Here is a 17,160-nt window from a genome sequence, read left to right on the forward strand (position 1 = left end):
GGCAGGCGAACAAGGGATTTTCAAGCATGGATCTGAGCGATCTTATCAGCGTTCCGGCGATTTTGCCGGCGTTGAAGGCGAACTCCAAGAAGCAGCTTCTGCAATTGCTGTCCGAGCGGGCGGCGGCGATTTCGGGCATTCCGGAGCGGGAAGTGTTCGACACCATCCTGCAGCGCGAGCGGTTGGGCTCGACCGGCGTCGGCAACGGCATCGCCATTCCGCACGGCAAGCTCGCCGGCGTGAAGCGCATCGCCGGTGTCTTCGCCCGGCTGGAAACGCCGGTCGATTTCGAGTCGCTGGATGACCAGCCTGTCGATCTGGTGTTTCTTCTCCTGGCGCCGGAAGGAGCGGGCGCGGATCATCTCAAGGCCCTGTCGCGCATTGCCCGCGTGCTGCGCGACGCCGATACGGTCGCCAAGATCAGGGGGACGCGCGACGCCACGGCAATCCACGCGCTTTTGTCGGACACGCAGGCCTCGCACGCGGCCTGAAGCCATTTTGAATGCAATCTGCAAGGGCCGCTGTGAGCGGCCCTTTTCGTTCCAGCCAATCGCCCCGGTGAAAAGCCGGTTTAGTGAATGGCGACGGTGGTCAGGTCGTTTTCCATGGCGCCGGCCAGTGCGCGGTCACGCGCATCTGAAAGCAGGATCGGCTGGCCGTTGGCCGCAAACAGCGCCCACAGCTCCAAGCCGGGCGCGATTTCACCGATGTTCGGGAAGCGGCCGAGCAGGTCGTCGCTCGAGACCTTGCGCAGATATGCGACCGAGCCCTCGCCCAGATGGGCGAATTCACCGCTGGTCATGGTGATATTCTCTTCAGTTCTGGTCATTTCAAGCCTCCTTGGCGCGAGGACGCCGCTGAAGGCCATCCCGCATGAGAGCCATCGGTGAAGATCAGTCTTTCACCGATATGTTTATTTTCCGTACCAACCGTTCGGACTCCGGCCGATCGAGGTCGATCGACAAAAGGCCGTTCTTCAGCTCCGCCGCGATAACCCGCATGCCGTCGGCCAGCACGAAACAGCGCTGGAACTGGCGCGCGGCGATGCCGCGATGAAGGAATTCGCGCTCGGTGTCGTCGGTCTGACGGCCGCGCACGACCAGCTGGTTTTCCTCCGTTGTCACATCGAGATCGTTTTCGGCGAAACCGGCGACGGCGAGCGTGATGCGCAGCCTTTCGGCGTTGCCGTCAGTGCCGCTGAGGCGCTCGATGTTGTACGGAGGGTAGCTGTCACCGGATTTCGCCAAGCGCTCCAAGGTCTTTTCCATGGCATCGAAACCAAGGAGAAGTGGGCTGGAGAAAGGCGTCATTCGGCTCATGTTACACTGTCCTCTCAAGAGCGACATAAACTGGAAAAACCCGGATGGCATTTTTCCCGATGCCCTTGATATGGTCCGCTCCGCGACCAAGTTCAAGCCACCTGAAGACCCGCCCAAAAAGACCAGGCCTTGGACTCACAGGAATAATCGACATGGCGCTTGAAGCGACGCGCGGATGCAGGGAGAAGCGCTGGGGCCGGGACCGTTCCCGGTTGGTCGCTTCGGCAGCTTGCAGCCGGTTCGGCGCCCTAAACGCATGCGATCGGCCCGGTGAGCCCACGGCCAGCCAAACAAGGAATTGAAATGCCCCAACCACGCAAGATCATCATCGACACCGACCCCGGCCAGGACGATGCCGTCGCCATTCTCTTGGCGCTTGGCAGCAGTGAACTGGAGATCGTCGGCATCACCGCCGTTGCCGGCAACGTGCCGCTGAAGCTCACCGAGAAGAATGCCCGCAGGATCTGCGAACTGGCCGGCCGGCCCGATATCAAGGTCTATGCCGGGGCCATCCGTCCCCTGGCGCGCCAGCTGGTCACCGCCGAGGAAGTGCATGGCAAGACGGGCCTCAACGGGCCACAATTGCCCGAACCCACGATGAAGCTGCAGGAGCAGTATGCCGTCGACTTCATCGTCGAGACGCTGATGAAGGAAGAGAGCGGCACCATCACGCTCTGCCCGCTCGGGCCGCTGACCAACATCGCGCTGGCGCTGATCCGCGAACCGCGCATCGCCCGGCACATCAAGGAAATCGTGCTGATGGGCGGCGGCTTCTTCGAGGGCGGCAACGTCACTCCGGCGGCCGAATTCAACATCTATGTCGATCCGCAGGCCGCCGATCTGGTGTTCAAGTCCGGCATCCCGATCGTGATGATGCCGCTCGACGTCACCCACAAGGCGCTGACCACCGCCAAGCGCACGCAGGCCTTCCGCAAGCTCGGCACCAAGGTCGGCATCGCGACCGCCGAGATGCTGGAATTCTTCGAACGCTACGACGAGGGCAAGTACGGCACCGATGGCGGCCCGCTGCACGACCCCTGCGTCATCGCCTATCTGCTGAAGCCGGACCTGTTCAAAGGCCGCAACTGCAATGTCAGCGTGGAAACCGCCTCGGAATTGACCATGGGCATGACCGTGATCGACTGGTGGGGCGTGACCAAGCGGGAAAAGAACGCCATGGTGATGCGCGACATCGACCATGACGGCTTCTTCGCGCTGCTGGTGGAGAGGCTGGGTCGGTTGTGAAAACTCCCTTCTCCCCGGTCGCGGGAGAAGATCCCGGCAGGGGGATGAGGCCGGCACAAACGCTGATATTTTGCCTTGCGTCCTCGGCGCTGACCTCACCCGATCGCTTCGCGACCACCCTCTCCCCGCAAACGGGGCGAGGGAAGGGGCGATGTCACTTCGACCTTGAAAACGCCAGCCAAAGGCCGCCGCCGACCAGGAAACTGCCGCTGATCCGGGACATTAGCTTGATGCGGCTGGCCGACAGCAGGCGCCCGGCGCGGCCGGCGGCGAGTGCGTAGGTCGAATCCGACATGGCGGCGAAGATCATGGCGGTGAGGCCCATGACGACGATCTGCAGCGAGTAGTTGCCTTGCGGCGCGATGAACTGCGGAAAGAACGCGCCGAAGAACACCAGCGTCTTGGGGTTGCTCAGCGCCACCAGCAGGCCCTGCAGGAAGAAGCCACCGCGCGGCTTCCGCGCCGTTCCGTCGGCGTTCAGTGTGCCCTTGGAGCGGAACATCTGCACGCCCATCCAGATCAGGTAGGCGGCGCCGATCAGCCTGACCCATTCGAACCAGTGGCCCATGCCCGAGATCAGCGTGTTGAGGCCAATGCCGACAATGGCGATCATGATGGCAAGGCCAGCCTGCGTGCCGGCGACATTGGCGAGGCCGGCGCGGGTTCCGTGGCGGATGCTGTTGGCGATGATCAGCGTGACCGTCGGTCCCGGCACCAGGATGATGACGATGCAAGCGAGAACATAGGCGGCATAGAGTTCCAGCGACATGATTTTTTCCCTTGGCTTGCCGCCGACGCGGCGCAACAGGGGATAATCAATGCATGACAATAGCCTCCGCGCAAGACATCCGCGAATCGCTGCGTCGTGGCACGCGGGTCAAGCGCCGGCCTGCCAGGGCAGTGTCGCCTCATAGGCAGCCGCCGCCCTTAGCACGGCGAGGTCGCCGCGCGGACGGCCGATCAACTGCATGCCCATTGGCCGGCTCTTTTCGTCGAAGCCGACCGGCACGTTGACCGCCGGGCAGCCACCCAGAGTGGCGAAGGCGGAAACCTGCATCCAGCGGTGATAGCTGTCCATCGGCCGTCCGGCAACCTCGCTTGGCCAGTGCGTGGTGACATCGAAAGGAAAGACCTGCGCGGTCGGCAGCGCGATGAGATCGAAGCGGTCGAAGATCGACAGCAGCGTACGATGCCAGGAAGTGCGGATGACCGAGGCCGCGCGGATCTGCGGCGCCGTCAGCCGCATTGCGTTCTCGATTTCCCATATGGCTTCAGGTTTCAGAAGGTCGCGCTTGGCGGGATCGTCGTAATGGGCCTGGAGGGCGCAGCCGCTGCTGGCCTGGCGCAGCCTCACGAAGGCCTGCCACAGCGCCTCGAAGTCGAAATCCGGCAGCAAGGGTTCAATCACGAAGGACTGGCCCGCGAGCCGGCCGAGCGCTGCCTCGCACAGACCGAGGATGCCGGGTTCGACCGGCAAGTGGCCGCCGAGGTCGCCGAGCCAGGCGACGCGGCCGCCAGTCGAGGGCGTTGCGAGCCCTGCGAGGAACGAGCCCTGTTTCTCATAGGACAGTGGGGCCCGCGGATGATAACCCGCCTGCACGTCGAGCAGCAGAGCCATGTCGGCGACGTTGCGGCCCATTGGACCCTCGACGCCCATCTGCGCATGGAAAACCTCGAAATCCGGCCCGGCGGGCACGAGCCCCTGCGACGGGCGGAAGCCGTAGACATTGTTCCAGGCGGCCGGGTTGCGCAGCGAGCCGCCGAAGTCGCTGCCGTCGGCGACGGGAACCATGTCGAGCGCCAGCGCCACCGCCGCACCGCCGCTCGACCCGCCGGCGGTGAGCGCCGGATCGAAAGCGTTCAGCGTCGGCCCGAAAACGTTGTTGTAGGTGTTGGAGCCGAGCCCGAATTCGGGGACATTGGTCTTGCCGATGATGATGGCGCCGGCATCGCGGATGCGCTCGACGAAGAAATCGTCTTCCTGCGGCACGAAATCGGCGAAGAGCGGCGAGCCGAAGGAGGTCCTGAGCCCAATGGTCGAGGCAAGGTCCTTGATGGCGATGGGCAGACCGAAGAGCGTTCCGGTTTCGCTCGCCTGCCTGCTATCGGCCGCGTCGGCCTCGCGCAGGATGTCGCCGCGGTCGCGCAGCGAGACGATGGCGTTGACGAGCGGGTTGACCGCTTCGATGCGGTCGAGGAAGGCCGTCACCACCTCACGTACGGAAAGCTTCCTGTGGCGGATCGCGTCGGCCAGTTCGACTGCGGACAGGCGGCAGATGTCGCCGGCCGAAGGCACCGCATGTTTGGTCCGGGGACGCATCATCAGCTGACTTTCTGCAAGGCCTGATCGACATCCTTGGCCAGCGGGATCGCCGGTTGAGCGCCCGGCTTCAGGCAGGCCAGCGAGCCAGCCGTACCGGCGCGCGCCAGCGCCTTTTCGAGCGTGAGGCCGGACGACAGGCCGGCAGCGAAGTAACCGCAGAAGGTGTCGCCGGCGCCGACCGTGTCGACGGGGGTGATCTTCATTGCCGGAACGGTCAGGAAGTCGGTCGGCGTCGCCGCCATGACGCCGTCGCCGCCGAGCGTGACGACGATGGTGCGGCCGGTTTTCGCGGCGAAGTCGCGCATGCGTGCCGCACGGTCGCGGCCGTTCAGCGCCAGCGCCTCGCCATAGAGGTCGAACTCGGTCTCGTTGGCGACGGCATAATCGGCCTTGCCGAGGAAAGCCGCCGCGTCGCCCTGGAAAGGAGCGGTGTTGAGCACGGTGACGGCGCCGGCCGCCCGCGCCTGGTCGAGCGCGGCATCGACGGTCGCCAGCGGGATCTCGTGCTGGAGCAGCACGACGTCGCCCTTTTTCAGGAAGGCCTTGGAAAGGTCGCCGGGCACCACGGAAGCATTGGCGCCGGGGACCACGGCGATGATGTTCTCGCCGTCGTCACCGACCATGATCAGCGCCGTGCCGGTCGAGGCAAAGGTTTCGCCCACGCCCGACAGATCGACCTTGGCCTCGCGCAGCAATGCCAGCGCCTCGCCGGCGAAACTGTCCTTGCCGACGGCGCCGACCATGCGCACCGGGGCACCGGCGCGTGCGGCGGCCAGCGCCTGGTTGGCGCCCTTGCCGCCGGGCGCCGTGGCGAAACCGGAGCCGCTCACCGTTTCGCCGGGACTCGGCAGGCGGTCGACTTTGGCGATAAGGTCGAGGTTGATTGAGCCGATGACGATAATCAAGCAAGGCCTCCTGCCGGTATGAATTCAAGGTTCCGGAACGTCCACGGTGCGTGGGGGCGAAGACGGGCCGTTCCAATCGCGCGGGAAGCTAGCCTGTAAGGTCGCGGCTTGCCAGACCACGCGAATGGTCCAGCTCGATTTGTGGTATCGTGCGCTATTCACAACGCACGGTGACGGTGCCCTGATAGCTGCCGGCGGGAAAGATACCGCTCGACTTCGTGGCGGTTAGATCGACTTGCATGGGGTGGGTGCCGTTGACGACCCTTTGCGGCACGCTGCCGTTGATATCGACACCCGAACCATCGAGGCGGAAGACCGAGGCGAAGGTCACATTGGTGCTGCCGCCGCTCGGCGCGGACGAGAACGCGGCAGGTGGCGGCGCCGAAACAGAATAACAATCAAGCAAGTTAAGTATCGAGCACAGCAGCGAGTTCGCCACCACGGTGGCACTGGCGCTCGATCCGCCTGCCTGCTTGGACCCCAGTATACTGATGGCGGGATTTGCGGTCATCGTTCCCGATGCCCCGACCATGATGGTGCAGGTGCCGATGATCGCCGCTTGCGCCGGAACACAGAAGCCGGCAAATGCTGCCATCGCAAGCAGCGCGCGGTTATTTCTTCTTCTTCTTTTTCTTGCCATCGCTATTTCCGGTCCTGAGGCTCCAGCCCTCGTTGGCCCATCCGGGTGATGCGGCCGTCGGAGCAGTGGTGGCAACGCTTGCCGTCGTGCCGCCGTCGACATTGACGCCCATCTTCAACAGCTTCAGTTCCATTTGCAGGCGCTGCACCTCGAGTTCATAGAGCCGGCTGCAGTCGAGACGCCTTGGTGTCCGGCCGATCGGGATCACCACCCGGCCATAGGTGGCGACGTCATTGTTCGACTGGTTGTTGCCCCTGATGACGCCGAGATCGAGATAGGCGCCGCTTCCGGAAACCGCCGAGCGGCAGGTGGTGCCATCGGCAGCGTGCACCTCGTCTTGCCCCTGGGGCAAGGTGACGCCGGGCAGATTGAATCCGGTCTCGTTCTGGTTGAGGTTGTAGACATCCTGGGCCAGAGCCGGCGCAGCGCTTGCCACGGTAACCGCGAGTGCCAGCGTCAGGACTTGCGATGTCCAAAGAACTTTCCGCATATCTGTGCCTTTATCTGGGTCTGCTGATTGGGAAAGGGGATGCTTTCGGTACAGATACGCACTTTACGGTCCGCGGCGCCGTCGAAGGGCACGACCACAAGCACGGGACGGGAAGCCTGCGAAGCCAGCTGGAAGACACTGGGAGAGATTTTGGCTTCCACTGGTTGAAAATCCTGATCATAGACGTGGACTTCGATCTTGATCTTCTGGTCGTAGGGATTGGCCGGGAAAACGCGGACCGCGAAGACGTCAGTGAAACTGTTGACCTCGCCGCGCATCGGCGACATCGACTGAGCCGCCGCGGCAACAGGGATCAGGCCGACGGCCAGCGCCGTCGCCAAGGTTTCAGAAAATGTCAAGGATGCCTCCTTCCCGAGGGCTATTCGCAGCGCACCGTCACGGTTGCCTGATAGTTTCCGGCGGCGAAGCGGTTGCTGCCGCCCTTGGTGCCGGCGAGGTGGACCGTGACGAGATCGGCGCCGGGCGTGGTCAGGCTGGTGGCCGAGCCTGTCTCCGCGATCGTGTGGGCACCGCTCGCCGAATAGGTTGGCGTCCAGGTGATGGCCGTGGTGTCGGCGGCTGGCACCGTGGTGGTGGTGACCGGGTCGACGCTTAGCGACACACCTCCGGTGGTGGTGAGCGTGACCGTCCCCGCCGAGCCACCGCTGTTATGCGAGCTCAATGATTGGAGATCGGGGCTCACCGTCATCGTACCGTTGGTGGCGACCACCAGCGTACAGGTCGCGGTGATCGTGCCGTTGAAAATGACATTCTGCGTCGTGGCCAACGCCGTTTGGTCCATACAGCCGACCAGCATGGCTGCACCGACGACAGTGCGAAACAACCTCATCGAGACCTCCTATTAAGCCGGATCGCCCGAATTAACATGGGTCATCATCGCTTTATCGTGGTTAATTTAGGGTAAACTAAAATAGCTAGTTGAAGTAGTTGTCGTGCAACCGGTGGGTTGTCGTTGGTTGTAGGGAAGAAAACCGCCACACAATTGTTATCAATACTTCTAATTCATAAAGATATGTAGATTTCTATGGACAATAACTGGAAAATCGATATTTTACGACGACACTTGCCCCGCCTCCCAGCCCAGGATGGCGCGCTTGCGGGTCAGGCCCCAGTGATAGCCGGTGAGATCGCCGGACTTGCCGATGGCGCGATGGCAAGGCACCACGAAGGAGAGCGGGTTGGCGCCATTGGCGGCACCGACCGCGCGGCTGGCGCTCGGCGCGCCGATGCTGGCGGCGATCGAGGAATAGGTGCGGGCCTTGCCCATCGGAATCTGCAGCAACGCCTCCCATACCCGCACCTGGAAGTCGGTGCCGATCATGACGACATGCAGCGGCTGGTCGGGCCGCCACAATGTCGGATCGAAGATGCGCGCGGCGTAAGGGCCGGTGGCAGCCATGTCCTCGACGTAGACGGCGTTCGGCCAGCGGCCGGACATGTCGGCGAACGACGCACGTTCCTCGCCCGGGTCGCTGAAGGCGAGGCCGGCAAGGCCACGGTCGGTGGCCATGATCAGGGCGGTGCCGAAGGGCGAGGGGTGATAGCCGTAGCGGATGGTGAGGCCGGCGCCGCGCGTCTTGTAGTCGCCTGGCGACATCGCCTCATGGGTGACGAACAGGTCATGCAGCCGTCCGGGTCCGGACATGCCCAGTTCAAACGAGGTTTCGAGCAGCGGCATGCCGGAATCGAGCAGCCGGCGGGCGTGGTCGAGCGTCACCGCCTGCAGGAAGGCTTTTGGCGACAGGCCGGCCCAGCGGGTGAAGAGTTTTTGCAGGCCGGTCGGCGTCTCGCCGACCTCCTCGGCAAGCTCCTCGAGCGAGGGCTGGTCGCGGTAGTCGAGGCTGATCTTCTCGATGGCGCGGCGCACGATCTCGTAGTCGCTGCCTTGCGGCGTGATGTCCTTCTTGAGGACTGCTGTGTGTGTGCTCATCGAACCGTCTCCTTGGCCGGGAATATCGCCCCTTGGGGCGCCGATCGCCACCCGAAACTTGCCTTCTTGCCGCGCATGTCCAGATAGATTCGGGATTCATGCCCAGGAGTCGCTCATGGCTGGCGAGAAAGTGCACCTGACCGGGGCGAAGGAAACCTTGCTGATGACGCTCTACGGCAAGGCGCTGGAGAGCCGGCTGCCCCATTCACTGCTTGCGGATCATTTCGCCGACGAGGCGGTGCGCAAGATCGACTATGATTTCTCCAGGCTCAAGGTCGACGAGAATCTCGGCATCGGCCTGGCGATCCGGGCCAAGACACTGGATGTCCGTGTCGAGGATTTCCTGGCCAGGAACCCCGGCGCCATCGTGCTGCACCTGGGTTGCGGGCTCGATACGCGCGTCTTCCGTGTCGATCCACCGCCAGGCGTGGACTGGTTCGATGTCGACTACTCCCAGGTCATCGAACTCAGGCGCAGGCTCTACCCGTCCCGCGACCACTACCATCTCATCGCTTCGTCGGTGACCGAGGCCGGCTGGCTGGCTGCAGTGCCGCGCAACCGCCCGGCCATGGTGGTGGCGGAAGGGCTGACACCCTATCTCCCCGCCGACGAGGGGCTGCGCCTGGTTTCGCGGCTTGTCTCGCATCTTGCCGGCGGCGAACTGATGTTCGACGCCTACAGCCGTTTCGGGCTGACGCTGCTTCGCCTCAATCCGACCATCAAGGTCACGGGTGCCGAGGTCCACTGGGCGATCGATGATCCGCACGAGCTGGAACTGGCGGTTCCGAAACTGCGGTTCGTCGAGGATATTTCCGCCTGCAAGCCTGAACACGCCGCCCGCATGGGCTGGTCCGCCAAACTGTTCGTTCGGCTTTGGAAACACATTCCGGCGCTGCGAAAAGTAGGCAGGCTTCTGCGCTATCGCTTCTAGATTCAGCGCGCCTTTGCGGTCGCGAGAGCGCGCGAAAAGGCGGTGGCAAAGCTCTCGCGGGAATCGGGGTCGAGAAAGCCGCCGATCGGCACGTTCTGGCCTTGCGCTTCCACGGTCATTCTGGTGATGCCGATCTCGGCGTGACGGGCGACCGAAAACCGCGCCCAGAACGGATTGAAGCGGTGCGCTTCCGATTTTCCCGAAGGGGCTGTCTTGCGAATATCGAGGCTGGTGCGGGACACCGACACCTCCTCGCGGGCGCGGGCGGCCCGATAGTTGGCGCGGAAGGCGATGTAGACGGCGACCACGTCGAGGCCGAAGAAGCCGAACACCGGCCACGCACCACGCGACAGGAAAAACGCGCCCGTCACCAGCCAGCCGAACAGCAGCGCGCCCATCAGGACCAGGAAACCTGTCCTGCCCAGCGACCGGTGTGGGGTCAGCAATGCGTGAAAGAAGGGCTCGTCAGCCTGGAACGAGGCGTTTGTGTAGCTCATGACAGGATATTATAGGAGGGAAATGGCGAGCCCCAAGTCCAAAGATTCTTCCATGCCCGAAAAAAAGCTACCGGCCGGACGACGTGACGGATCGAACGCCAAGCCGCGTCCACGGCCGGTGCGGCGGACGTCACGCTATACTCCGGCCGAAGTGCATGAGATCTTCCGGCGCTTTTCGGTGCAGCGGCCGGAACCGAAGGGTGAGCTTGAACATGTCAACGCCTTCACGCTGCTGGTGGCGGTGGTGCTTTCGGCGCAAGCGACCGATGCCGGCGTCAACAAGGCGACGCGGGCGCTGTTCAAGGCCGCCGATACGCCACGGAAGATGGTGGCGCTGGGTGAAGCCAAGGTCGGCGAATACATCAGGACCATCGGCCTCTGGCGCAACAAGGCCAAGAACGTCATCGCATTGTCGGAGGCGGTGATCCGCGACCATGGCGGAGAGGTCCCTGATGACCGCGATGAGCTGGTCAGGCTGCCGGGGGTCGGGCGCAAGACCGCCAATGTCGTGCTCAACATGGCCTTCGGCCAGCACACGATGGCGGTCGATACGCATATTTTCCGGATCGGCAATCGGCTAGGCCTGGCGCCCGGCAAGACGCCCGAGCAGGTCGAGCAGGGGATGCTGAAGATCATCCCGGACGAGTATATGCGCCATGCGCATCACTGGCTGATCCTGCATGGCCGCTACGTCTGCAAGGCGCGCAAGCCGGACTGCCCGGCCTGCGTCATCGCCGATATCTGCAAGGCCGAGGAGAAGACGACCAGCATTCCAGCACCCCTGGTGCCGATCGCCCCACTTGAAACCGTACCAGCTGACGATCAGTAGCCGTAACCGCGCGCCATCGCCGCCGCGAAGACCGGGATCAGCAGGAAGACGAAGGCTTCCGCGCGGATGTAGGTCTTCACCGAGGCCAGTTCGCTCGCCGGCACGGCGAAGGAGGGGTTGGCGCTGGCCTGCCTGTTCCAGGAAATGAAGCGCACGGTCGGGACGATCGACAGCAGGCCGACAATGCCAAAGGCCACCATCTTGGCCCAGAACACCCAGTTGGAGACGTAGAACTCCCACCCCTTGAGGCCCCAGAAGACGCGGCCGATGCCGACGATGATGATCAGCGCGGCGATGATGCCATAGTGGCGGTCGATGCCGGCGAGCCGCTTGAGCGTCGCGGCGGGCAGGTCGCCGCGGATCAGCACGAATTCGGCGCCGATGATCCCCGCCAGGGAAAACACCAGCAGATGATGGACAATGGCAAGCACAAGGTCGGTCGTGTCCATGCTTCTTCCCTTGGGTTTGAGCACCAGCCCGCGTCGGAGAAGATCGCGTGGCAATGTGCTGACATCAGCCTGCCGGGAAAATAACACCGTCGGGCGGAATTCCCATAGCGGAGCCACGGAACCGGACATGCGGCTTTTCTGGATGATGGGGCGTTTCGCGCTGGCCCTTGCACAGCGGGGGCTATTTGCTAAGCGCGGATAATTTCAGCGAGGCAATCCCATGAACAATCCGCACGGCGCTCCGGTCATCGAGACGGAGCGAACCATTCTCAGGGCGCACCGGCTGGAGGATTTCGACGCCTATGCCACGATGTGGGCAGACCCGGCCGTCACCCGCTTCATCGGCGGCAAGCCGCGCACGCGCGAGGAAAGCTGGATGCGCTTCTTGCGCCATGCCGGCCTGTGGTCGCTGCTCGGCTACGGCTTCTGGGCGATCGAGGAGAAGGCGACGGGCCGCTTCGTCGGCGAGGCCGGTTTTCACGACCTCAAGCGTGACATGCAACCGTCGATCGAAGGCATTCCCGAGGCCGGATGGGCACTGGCTCCGGCCGTGCACGGCGCCGGTCTCGCCACCGAGGTCGTCGGCCGCGTGCTGGCCTGGGGAGAAGAAACCTTCGGACGTACGAAAACCGTCTGCATCATCGATCCGGAGAACACCGCATCGTTGAATGTCGCTGGCAAGGTCGGCTATCGCGAAGTGTTGCGGACCACTTATCATGACGCCCCGACAGTGCTGCTGGAGCGGCTCGCCTGAGCTGGAATTGGGCCTCTACCCCGCCTTGCGGCGCAGTTTCCGCGCAAGGTCGGCCCATGGATCGGCGCTCTGCGCGGCCGGCGTCAAGCTCCGGCCCAGCAGCACCGTCGAGACATCGAAAGGCGTCGGCCTGGCGATCCCATAGCCCTGGGCATAGTCGACGCCGATGATCTTCAGAGCGGCGGCGATATCGTCGCTCTCGACGAACTCGGCGATGGTACGCTTGCCCATGACCTTGCCGATGTGGTGGATCATCTCGACCATGGCGCGGTCGATGCGGTCGTCAAGCATGTCCTTGACGAAGCTGCCGTCGATCTTGAGGTAGTCGACCGGCAGGTGCTTCAGATAGGCGAAGGATGACATGCCGGAGCCGAAATCGTCGAGCGCGAAGCGGCAGCCCAGGCCGCGCAGATCGGCAATGAAGCGCATGGCGTTGGTGAGATTGGCGATAGCGCTGGTTTCGGTGATCTCCAGGCAGATCATGGCAGGCGAAATGCCGTGGATGAGGAACTGCTCGCGCAGGAAGCCGAGAAACGTCTCGTCGCCGAAAGTCGCTCCGGAAAGATTGATGGCGCATGTGGCGATCGGTGGCGTGCGCGGATCGGCCTGCCGGGCGGCCAGGATGCGGAAGGTGTTGCGCACCACCCAGCGGTCGATCGACGGCATCAGGCCGTAGCGCTCGGCAGCGGGAATGAAGCTCTGCGGGGTGACGAAGCTGCCGTCTTCGTCGGCCAGCCGCAGCAGGATCTCAATATGCGCTCCCGCCTCGACGACGTCGTCGTTGAGCGGCCAGATTTCCTGGGCGTGAAGCCTGAAGCGGTTTTGCTCCAGCGCGGCGTGCAGGCGCTGTACCCAGGCCATCTCGCCGAAGCGCTCACGCAAGGCCATGTCGCCATCGCTGTGGATCTGGACGCGGTTGCGGCCCTTTTCCTTGGCCATGTAGCAGGCGACGTCGGCGGCCCGCAGCGTCTCCTCGATCGTCACCTGCGCGTTGGCGATCTCCACCATGCCGATACTGACACTGGTGTTGAAGGGTCTTCCGTCCCAGGCGAAATGCAGGTCCTGCACCGCCGCGCGCAGCCTTTCGGCGATATCGGCTGCGTTGGTGGCATCGCAATCAACGAGCAGCACGCCGAACTCGTCGCCGCCCAGCCGGGCGAGTACGTCGCCGGACCGCAATTCGCGGGTCAGCAGTGAGGAAATCTGGCGCAGCAACTGGTCACCCGCGGCGTGACCGCACGTATCGTTGACCAGCTTGAACTGGTCGAGATCGAGATACATCAAGGCGTGCTGCCGGGGCTTGCCTTGCAGTTCGACGATGGTCCTTTCCAACCGGCTTTCGAAATCACGCCGGTTGGCGAGCCCAGTCAATGCGTCATGCGAGGCCTGCCATGAAAGCCGCTCGATATAGTCCTCTTCGCGCGTCATATCGTGGAAGGCGAGCACCGCGCCGACGATTTCACCGGAAACGATCAGCGGCGCGCCGGTCAGCGCTACGGGAACAACAGAGCCGTCCAGCCGCTGCAGCAATTGCGGACGGGCGCTGGAACGGCGCGGTTCACCGGCCAGCAGACGCTCGACCAGCTGCGGATCCTCGACGCTGGTATCCTTGTCGACAAGGCGAAACAGCGATGCGACCGGTTTGCCCCTGGCAGCGCCGAGCGGGCAGGCCAGCAGTTTCTCGGCCACCGCGTTCATGTAGTCCAGCCGCCCGTCACGGCCGGTGCTGATGACAGCCTGGCCGATCGAAGCCAGCGTAACCTGCGCGCGCTCGCGCTCGGCATTGAGCGCCAGCTGGAAGGCCTGGCGCTGCGCCAGGAGCTTGCGGGTACGCCATACGGCCAGCAGGATCAGCAAGGCGGCGGTGACGAGATTGGCCAAGGTGAGCAGCGTGCGGATGAAGCGCGATCCCTCGCCCAGACTGTCCGAGAAGGCCTTGGACAGTGGGCTGACCTGACGATCGAGCCGATGGATTTCCGCTTTCCAGGCACTGATCTCGGCTGCCGACGCCGGCACCTTGCTGAGCGTCGCATGCATGGTGTCGCCGAGCCGCTGGATGGCGAGAATCATCGTGTCGGCCGCCGCCCAGTGCCGAATAGCGGTATCGAGATAGCTGAACTTCCGGAAATTCTGGAACAGCCAGATCAGCCCGGTGACGTCGTCCGGGTGGTTTCTGCCCTGCAGAAAGCCTGTGCGCGCTGCCTCTGTATCGGGCTCGGGCTGCTCGAGCGCCAGGCGCGCCGAGCGATCGGCCAGCGGAACGGCGATCGCCTCGCGATACTCGGTGAAGAACTCCTCATTGCCGGTGTCCGCATACAGGCTGAGGAAATAGATGGCGTGCTTTTGCCCCTTGGACCATTGGCTTTCCCCGCCGACATAGGCGCGAACCGCCGAAAGCGTGTACAGGCTGAGGCTGGCGACCAGCGCCTGGATAAGCACGACGGCGATGAACGGCCAGACGAGCCCGAGAAGACGGGGGCTGGCGTCCATCGATGACGGCTTCTTCGAATTCACGGACGTGCCATGATCCTGTCAGCGTGTCTGTCCGACTGTTTCATCCGTCGGTTGAGACGATTTTCTTCCCCTCATGTCGCGCAAATGGCGACAGCAACCGGGTATCACGGGGGGCTTAACAGCAAATAAATAGTTCCGTTCTCTATAAAGCCATTTCTTGATTTGGGTGGCTGAATATTACGCAACGTCAAGTGACTGCTTCAAGTTGAATCAGTTTGTATTCGACGCTTATCGATCCTTTTCGGGCTCGTAACCGCGGGTCAGGGCAGCGCCTCCGCCGCAAGACTTGCCTGTTCGAGCAGGGAGGCGTCCTCGCCGAAGGCACGGGTGGCGCGGGCCGCCGCCTCGAGCAGCGGACGTTTCATACGCTGAAGGAAGGCGGCATCGACGTGCGTGCTCGGACCCGCCAGCGTCAACGCGCCGAGCAGGTTGCGCCCCGGCCCGAACACCGGTGCCGAGACGCCCGCCGTCTCGGGGTCGCGGTCGCCGATGGCGAGGCAGTTGCAGGTTCTTCGGATGGTCTCGTAGGGTTCCCCCGGTTGGCCGGAAAACGCCGCAAGCACGCGTCCGCCGGAGCCGACAAGCAAGGGCAATACGTCGCCCTCGCGTATGGTGTAGCGGATCGGATGCTTGGATTCGACACGGTAGAGGCAGGTGCGGACGTCACCCGAGCGGACATAGAATGCGACGCTCTCCCAGCTGTGCTCCGAGAGGTCGCGCATGATCGGCAACAGGATGTCGACCGCCACGACCGAACGCTGATAGAGGGCGCCGAGCCGGAAGGCGGCGGGCCCGACGCGGTAGCGCCCATCGTCAAGGCGCTCGAGCAACTGCCCGCGCAGCAGTGAATTCGCCAGCCTCAGGATCGTACTCTTGTAGAGGCCGGTGCGCGCCGCGATCTCGGCCAGGCTGAGCGAGCGGTCGGCGGCTGTAAAGGCATCGAGGATCGCAATCGCTCGATCAAGTGCCGCGACACCTTCGGCCGATCTACGCCGAAGCTCTGTATCCGCCGGTTTGTTTGGTGAGTCCATTTGCAGTCCCAGTTCGGAGAAACCCGAGCGGGGTCACTCTGTCGCGCTCCCAGACCGTTCTGTCCAGCAGAATATCGTTCCCGTTGACAGAACTTGGTAACATCTGCTTGAACTCGATCACGGGTCTGTGAATGCAGGCACGTTTGGCAGGCACCGGAGGAGGTGTCGTGATTTGGAGGAATCCCATGCTGAACAGACGCAGATTTTTGATGAGCACGGCCTCGGCAGGCGCTGCCGGCCTTGCAGGACTTCATCTCACTCCCGCTTTCGCTGAAGGCGCACCGCAGATCCAGATTTTCGTGCCGGCGGCACCCGGCGGCGGCTGGGACCAGACAGGGCGCACGATGGACCAGGTGCTGCGCTCGGAGAAGCTGATCTCCGGCTCGCAGATCACCAATGTCGGCGGCGCCGGCGGCACGGTCGGGCTGCCGCAGTTCATCAGCCAATGGAAACGGCAAGGCAATTCGCTGATGGTCGCCGGCATGGTCATGGTCGGCGCCATCATCGCCAACAAGGCCGCCAACAATCTGACGCAGGTCACGCCGGTCGCCCGTCTCACCGGTGAATTCGAAGCGCTGGTGGTGCCGGCGGAATCGCCATTCAAGACCGCCGCCGATTTCGTCGCCGCGCTGAAAGCCGATCCGACGAAGGTTCCGGTGGCCGGCGGCTCCGCCGGTGGCTCCGACCACATCCTGTTCGGCCTGATCGCCAAGACCGTTGGCGTTCCGGCAACCAGCCTTTCCTACGTGCCGTTCGCCGGCGGCGGCGAGGCCCTGTCGGCGCTGCTCGGCAACCAGGTGGCGGCCGGCATCTCCGGCTTTGGCGAATTCTCCGAACAGGTCAAGGCGGGTGCGCTCAGGCTGCTCGCCATCTCGGCCGACAAGCGCCAGGACGGCATCGACGCGCCGACGCTGAAGGAAGCCGGCATCGATGTCGAACTGTTCAACTGGCGCGGCGTTTTCGCGCCTCCCGGCGTGTCCGATGCCGACAAGGCGGCGATGATCACGCTGGTGGAGACCATGGCCAAGAGCGATGCCTGGGCCACGGAGTGCAAGAACCGCAACTGGACGCCCATCCTGCTTACCGGCGACGACTATGCGAAATTCGTCGCCGAGGACTCGGCGCGTATCGAAGCCATCCTCAAGGATCTCGGCCTCGCCTGATCTCCCCAGGGGGATGGCGCAAGCCGTCCCCCAATTCTCAAGTCCATCGATCGCATCGCGGATGAGATCGGTCATGGCTGGCAGAGAGGGCCGATGACAGCTGTCTTGGCCCGTAATCC

General features: G+C 63.6%; 20 protein-coding genes. 6 read left to right on the plus strand and 14 right to left on the minus strand.

Annotation, left to right across the window (positions count from 1 at the left end; translation table 11 throughout):
- The first annotated feature begins 26 nt into the window (after positions 1–26).
- Positions 27–491 (plus strand): PTS IIA-like nitrogen regulatory protein PtsN, encoded by a 465-nt coding sequence (ptsN, locus tag EB230_RS09575; protein ID WP_010911486.1) that lies wholly within the window; start codon positions 27–29, stop codon positions 489–491.
- Between the two features lie 80 nt (positions 492–571).
- Here the strand turns inward: ptsN and EB230_RS09580 are convergent, their stop codons facing one another.
- Positions 572–829, minus strand: a complete 258-nt coding sequence (locus EB230_RS09580; RefSeq protein WP_056577953.1) for a DUF1150 family protein — start codon at positions 827–829, stop codon at positions 572–574.
- 64 nt (positions 830–893) lie between these two features.
- On the minus strand, positions 894–1,319 hold the full coding sequence (locus EB230_RS09585) for an Hsp20 family protein (RefSeq protein ID WP_056577776.1): 426 nt from the start codon (positions 1,317–1,319) through the stop codon (positions 894–896).
- Positions 1,320–1,622: 303 nt separating this feature from the next.
- On the opposite strand from EB230_RS09585, the gene EB230_RS09590 reads away from it, so the two are divergent.
- Complete coding sequence (locus EB230_RS09590) at positions 1,623–2,564, plus strand: nucleoside hydrolase (RefSeq protein ID WP_056577773.1); 942 nt, start codon at positions 1,623–1,625, stop codon at positions 2,562–2,564.
- Positions 2,565–2,718: 154 nt separating this feature from the next.
- Here EB230_RS09590 and EB230_RS09595 read toward each other — a convergent pair whose 3' ends face one another.
- From EB230_RS09595 to EB230_RS09630, 8 genes are all read right to left on the minus strand, one after another.
- Entirely contained in the window at positions 2,719–3,333 is a 615-nt protein-coding gene (locus EB230_RS09595; protein WP_056577951.1) for a LysE family translocator, read from the minus strand.
- Between the two features lie 108 nt (positions 3,334–3,441).
- Positions 3,442–4,887 carry an amidase gene (locus tag EB230_RS09600; protein ID WP_056577772.1) on the minus strand — a complete coding sequence of 482 codons (1,446 nt, stop codon included), beginning with the start codon at positions 4,885–4,887 and terminating at the stop codon, positions 3,442–3,444.
- Complete coding sequence (locus EB230_RS09605) at positions 4,887–5,792, minus strand: ribokinase (RefSeq protein ID WP_056577771.1); 906 nt, start codon at positions 5,790–5,792, stop codon at positions 4,887–4,889. Before EB230_RS09605 ends, EB230_RS09600 begins: the two co-directional genes overlap by 1 nt.
- 154 nt (positions 5,793–5,946) lie before the next feature.
- Positions 5,947–6,432, minus strand: a complete 486-nt coding sequence (locus tag EB230_RS09610; protein WP_056577768.1) for a hypothetical protein — start codon at positions 6,430–6,432, stop codon at positions 5,947–5,949.
- The gene (locus EB230_RS09615; RefSeq protein ID WP_056577766.1) at positions 6,404–6,922 is read right to left on the minus strand and encodes a hypothetical protein; all 519 of its coding nucleotides are present in this window, start codon (positions 6,920–6,922) and stop codon (positions 6,404–6,406) included. Before EB230_RS09615 ends, EB230_RS09610 begins: the two co-directional genes overlap by 29 nt.
- Positions 6,889–7,209, minus strand: coding sequence for a hypothetical protein (locus tag EB230_RS09620; RefSeq protein WP_244494149.1), 321 nt, complete (start codon positions 7,207–7,209; stop codon positions 6,889–6,891). Before EB230_RS09620 ends, EB230_RS09615 begins: the two co-directional genes overlap by 34 nt.
- A gap of 92 nt (positions 7,210–7,301) precedes the next feature.
- Positions 7,302–7,772 (minus strand): hypothetical protein, encoded by a 471-nt coding sequence (locus EB230_RS09625; RefSeq protein ID WP_056577762.1) that lies wholly within the window; start codon positions 7,770–7,772, stop codon positions 7,302–7,304.
- A 222-nt stretch (positions 7,773–7,994) separates the two neighbouring features.
- Positions 7,995–8,873, minus strand: a complete 879-nt coding sequence (locus EB230_RS09630; RefSeq protein WP_056577760.1) for a bifunctional helix-turn-helix domain-containing protein/methylated-DNA--[protein]-cysteine S-methyltransferase — start codon at positions 8,871–8,873, stop codon at positions 7,995–7,997.
- Between the two features lie 115 nt (positions 8,874–8,988).
- On the opposite strand from EB230_RS09630, the gene EB230_RS09635 reads away from it, so the two are divergent.
- Entirely contained in the window at positions 8,989–9,804 is an 816-nt protein-coding gene (locus EB230_RS09635; protein WP_172372169.1) for a class I SAM-dependent methyltransferase, read from the plus strand.
- Between the two features lie 2 nt (positions 9,805–9,806).
- Here EB230_RS09635 and EB230_RS09640 read toward each other — a convergent pair whose 3' ends face one another.
- A complete protein-coding gene (locus tag EB230_RS09640) occupies positions 9,807–10,301 on the minus strand; it encodes a DUF2244 domain-containing protein (protein WP_056577756.1) in 495 nt (164 codons plus the stop codon).
- A gap of 22 nt (positions 10,302–10,323) precedes the next feature.
- On the opposite strand from EB230_RS09640, the gene nth reads away from it, so the two are divergent.
- On the plus strand, positions 10,324–11,130 hold the full coding sequence (nth, locus tag EB230_RS09645) for an endonuclease III (RefSeq protein ID WP_056577755.1): 807 nt from the start codon (positions 10,324–10,326) through the stop codon (positions 11,128–11,130).
- On the opposite strand, the gene EB230_RS09650 is transcribed toward nth, so the two are convergent.
- On the minus strand, positions 11,124–11,579 hold the full coding sequence (locus EB230_RS09650) for a DUF2214 family protein (RefSeq protein WP_056577949.1): 456 nt from the start codon (positions 11,577–11,579) through the stop codon (positions 11,124–11,126). The genes nth and EB230_RS09650 overlap by 7 nt on opposite strands.
- A 220-nt stretch (positions 11,580–11,799) precedes the next feature.
- Here EB230_RS09650 and EB230_RS09655 point away from each other — a divergent pair, with 220 nt between their 5' ends.
- Positions 11,800–12,333: a GNAT family N-acetyltransferase gene (locus EB230_RS09655; protein WP_056577753.1), complete on the plus strand. Its 534-nt coding sequence runs from the start codon at positions 11,800–11,802 to the stop codon at positions 12,331–12,333.
- Between the two features lie 15 nt (positions 12,334–12,348).
- Here the strand turns inward: EB230_RS09655 and EB230_RS09660 are convergent, their stop codons facing one another.
- On the minus strand, positions 12,349–14,823 hold the full coding sequence (locus EB230_RS09660) for an EAL domain-containing protein (RefSeq protein WP_056577752.1): 2,475 nt from the start codon (positions 14,821–14,823) through the stop codon (positions 12,349–12,351).
- A 284-nt stretch (positions 14,824–15,107) separates the two neighbouring features.
- A complete protein-coding gene (locus EB230_RS09665) occupies positions 15,108–15,878 on the minus strand; it encodes an IclR family transcriptional regulator (protein ID WP_172372170.1) in 771 nt (256 codons plus the stop codon).
- A gap of 185 nt (positions 15,879–16,063) precedes the next feature.
- Between EB230_RS09665 and EB230_RS09670 the strand changes: the two genes are divergently transcribed.
- Positions 16,064–17,041, plus strand: coding sequence for a tripartite tricarboxylate transporter substrate-binding protein (locus EB230_RS09670; protein WP_172372171.1), 978 nt, complete (start codon positions 16,064–16,066; stop codon positions 17,039–17,041).
- The last annotated feature ends 119 nt before the right edge of the window (positions 17,042–17,160 follow it).

Origin of the sequence: Mesorhizobium sp. NZP2234, from assembly GCF_013170765.1 — a bacterium.
Classification (GTDB): Bacteria; Pseudomonadota; Alphaproteobacteria; order Rhizobiales; family Rhizobiaceae; genus Mesorhizobium; species Mesorhizobium loti_D.

Excerpts from the sequence above, each read along its gene's own strand:
- EB230_RS09610 (WP_056577768.1), bottom strand. The coding sequence starts at position 6,432 with ATGGCAAGAAAAAGAAGAAGAAGAAATAACCGCGCGCTGCTTGCGATG.
- EB230_RS09620 (WP_244494149.1), bottom strand. The coding sequence starts at position 7,209 with ATGTCGCCGATGCGCGGCGAGGTCAACAGTTTCACTGACGTCTTCGCG.
- EB230_RS09595 (WP_056577951.1), bottom strand. The coding sequence starts at position 3,333 with ATGTCGCTGGAACTCTATGCCGCCTATGTTCTCGCTTGCATCGTCATC.
- EB230_RS09655 (WP_056577753.1), top strand. The coding sequence starts at position 11,800 with ATGAACAATCCGCACGGCGCTCCGGTCATCGAGACGGAGCGAACCATT.
- EB230_RS09615 (WP_056577766.1), bottom strand. The coding sequence starts at position 6,922 with ATGCGGAAAGTTCTTTGGACATCGCAAGTCCTGACGCTGGCACTCGCG.
- nth (WP_056577755.1), top strand. The coding sequence starts at position 10,324 with ATGGCGAGCCCCAAGTCCAAAGATTCTTCCATGCCCGAAAAAAAGCTA.
- EB230_RS09600 (WP_056577772.1), bottom strand. The coding sequence starts at position 4,887 with ATGATGCGTCCCCGGACCAAACATGCGGTGCCTTCGGCCGGCGACATC.
- EB230_RS09635 (WP_172372169.1), top strand. The coding sequence starts at position 8,989 with ATGGCTGGCGAGAAAGTGCACCTGACCGGGGCGAAGGAAACCTTGCTG.
- EB230_RS09630 (WP_056577760.1), bottom strand. The coding sequence starts at position 8,873 with ATGAGCACACACACAGCAGTCCTCAAGAAGGACATCACGCCGCAAGGC.
- EB230_RS09625 (WP_056577762.1), bottom strand. The coding sequence starts at position 7,772 with ATGAGGTTGTTTCGCACTGTCGTCGGTGCAGCCATGCTGGTCGGCTGT.
- EB230_RS09665 (WP_172372170.1), bottom strand. The coding sequence starts at position 15,878 with ATGGACTCACCAAACAAACCGGCGGATACAGAGCTTCGGCGTAGATCG.
- EB230_RS09640 (WP_056577756.1), bottom strand. The coding sequence starts at position 10,301 with ATGAGCTACACAAACGCCTCGTTCCAGGCTGACGAGCCCTTCTTTCAC.
- EB230_RS09650 (WP_056577949.1), bottom strand. The coding sequence starts at position 11,579 with ATGGACACGACCGACCTTGTGCTTGCCATTGTCCATCATCTGCTGGTG.
- EB230_RS09585 (WP_056577776.1), bottom strand. The coding sequence starts at position 1,319 with ATGAGCCGAATGACGCCTTTCTCCAGCCCACTTCTCCTTGGTTTCGAT.
- EB230_RS09660 (WP_056577752.1), bottom strand. The coding sequence starts at position 14,823 with ATGGACGCCAGCCCCCGTCTTCTCGGGCTCGTCTGGCCGTTCATCGCC.
- EB230_RS09580 (WP_056577953.1), bottom strand. The coding sequence starts at position 829 with ATGACCAGAACTGAAGAGAATATCACCATGACCAGCGGTGAATTCGCC.
- EB230_RS09670 (WP_172372171.1), top strand. The coding sequence starts at position 16,064 with ATGCTGAACAGACGCAGATTTTTGATGAGCACGGCCTCGGCAGGCGCT.
- ptsN (WP_010911486.1), top strand. The coding sequence starts at position 27 with ATGGATCTGAGCGATCTTATCAGCGTTCCGGCGATTTTGCCGGCGTTG.
- EB230_RS09590 (WP_056577773.1), top strand. The coding sequence starts at position 1,623 with ATGCCCCAACCACGCAAGATCATCATCGACACCGACCCCGGCCAGGAC.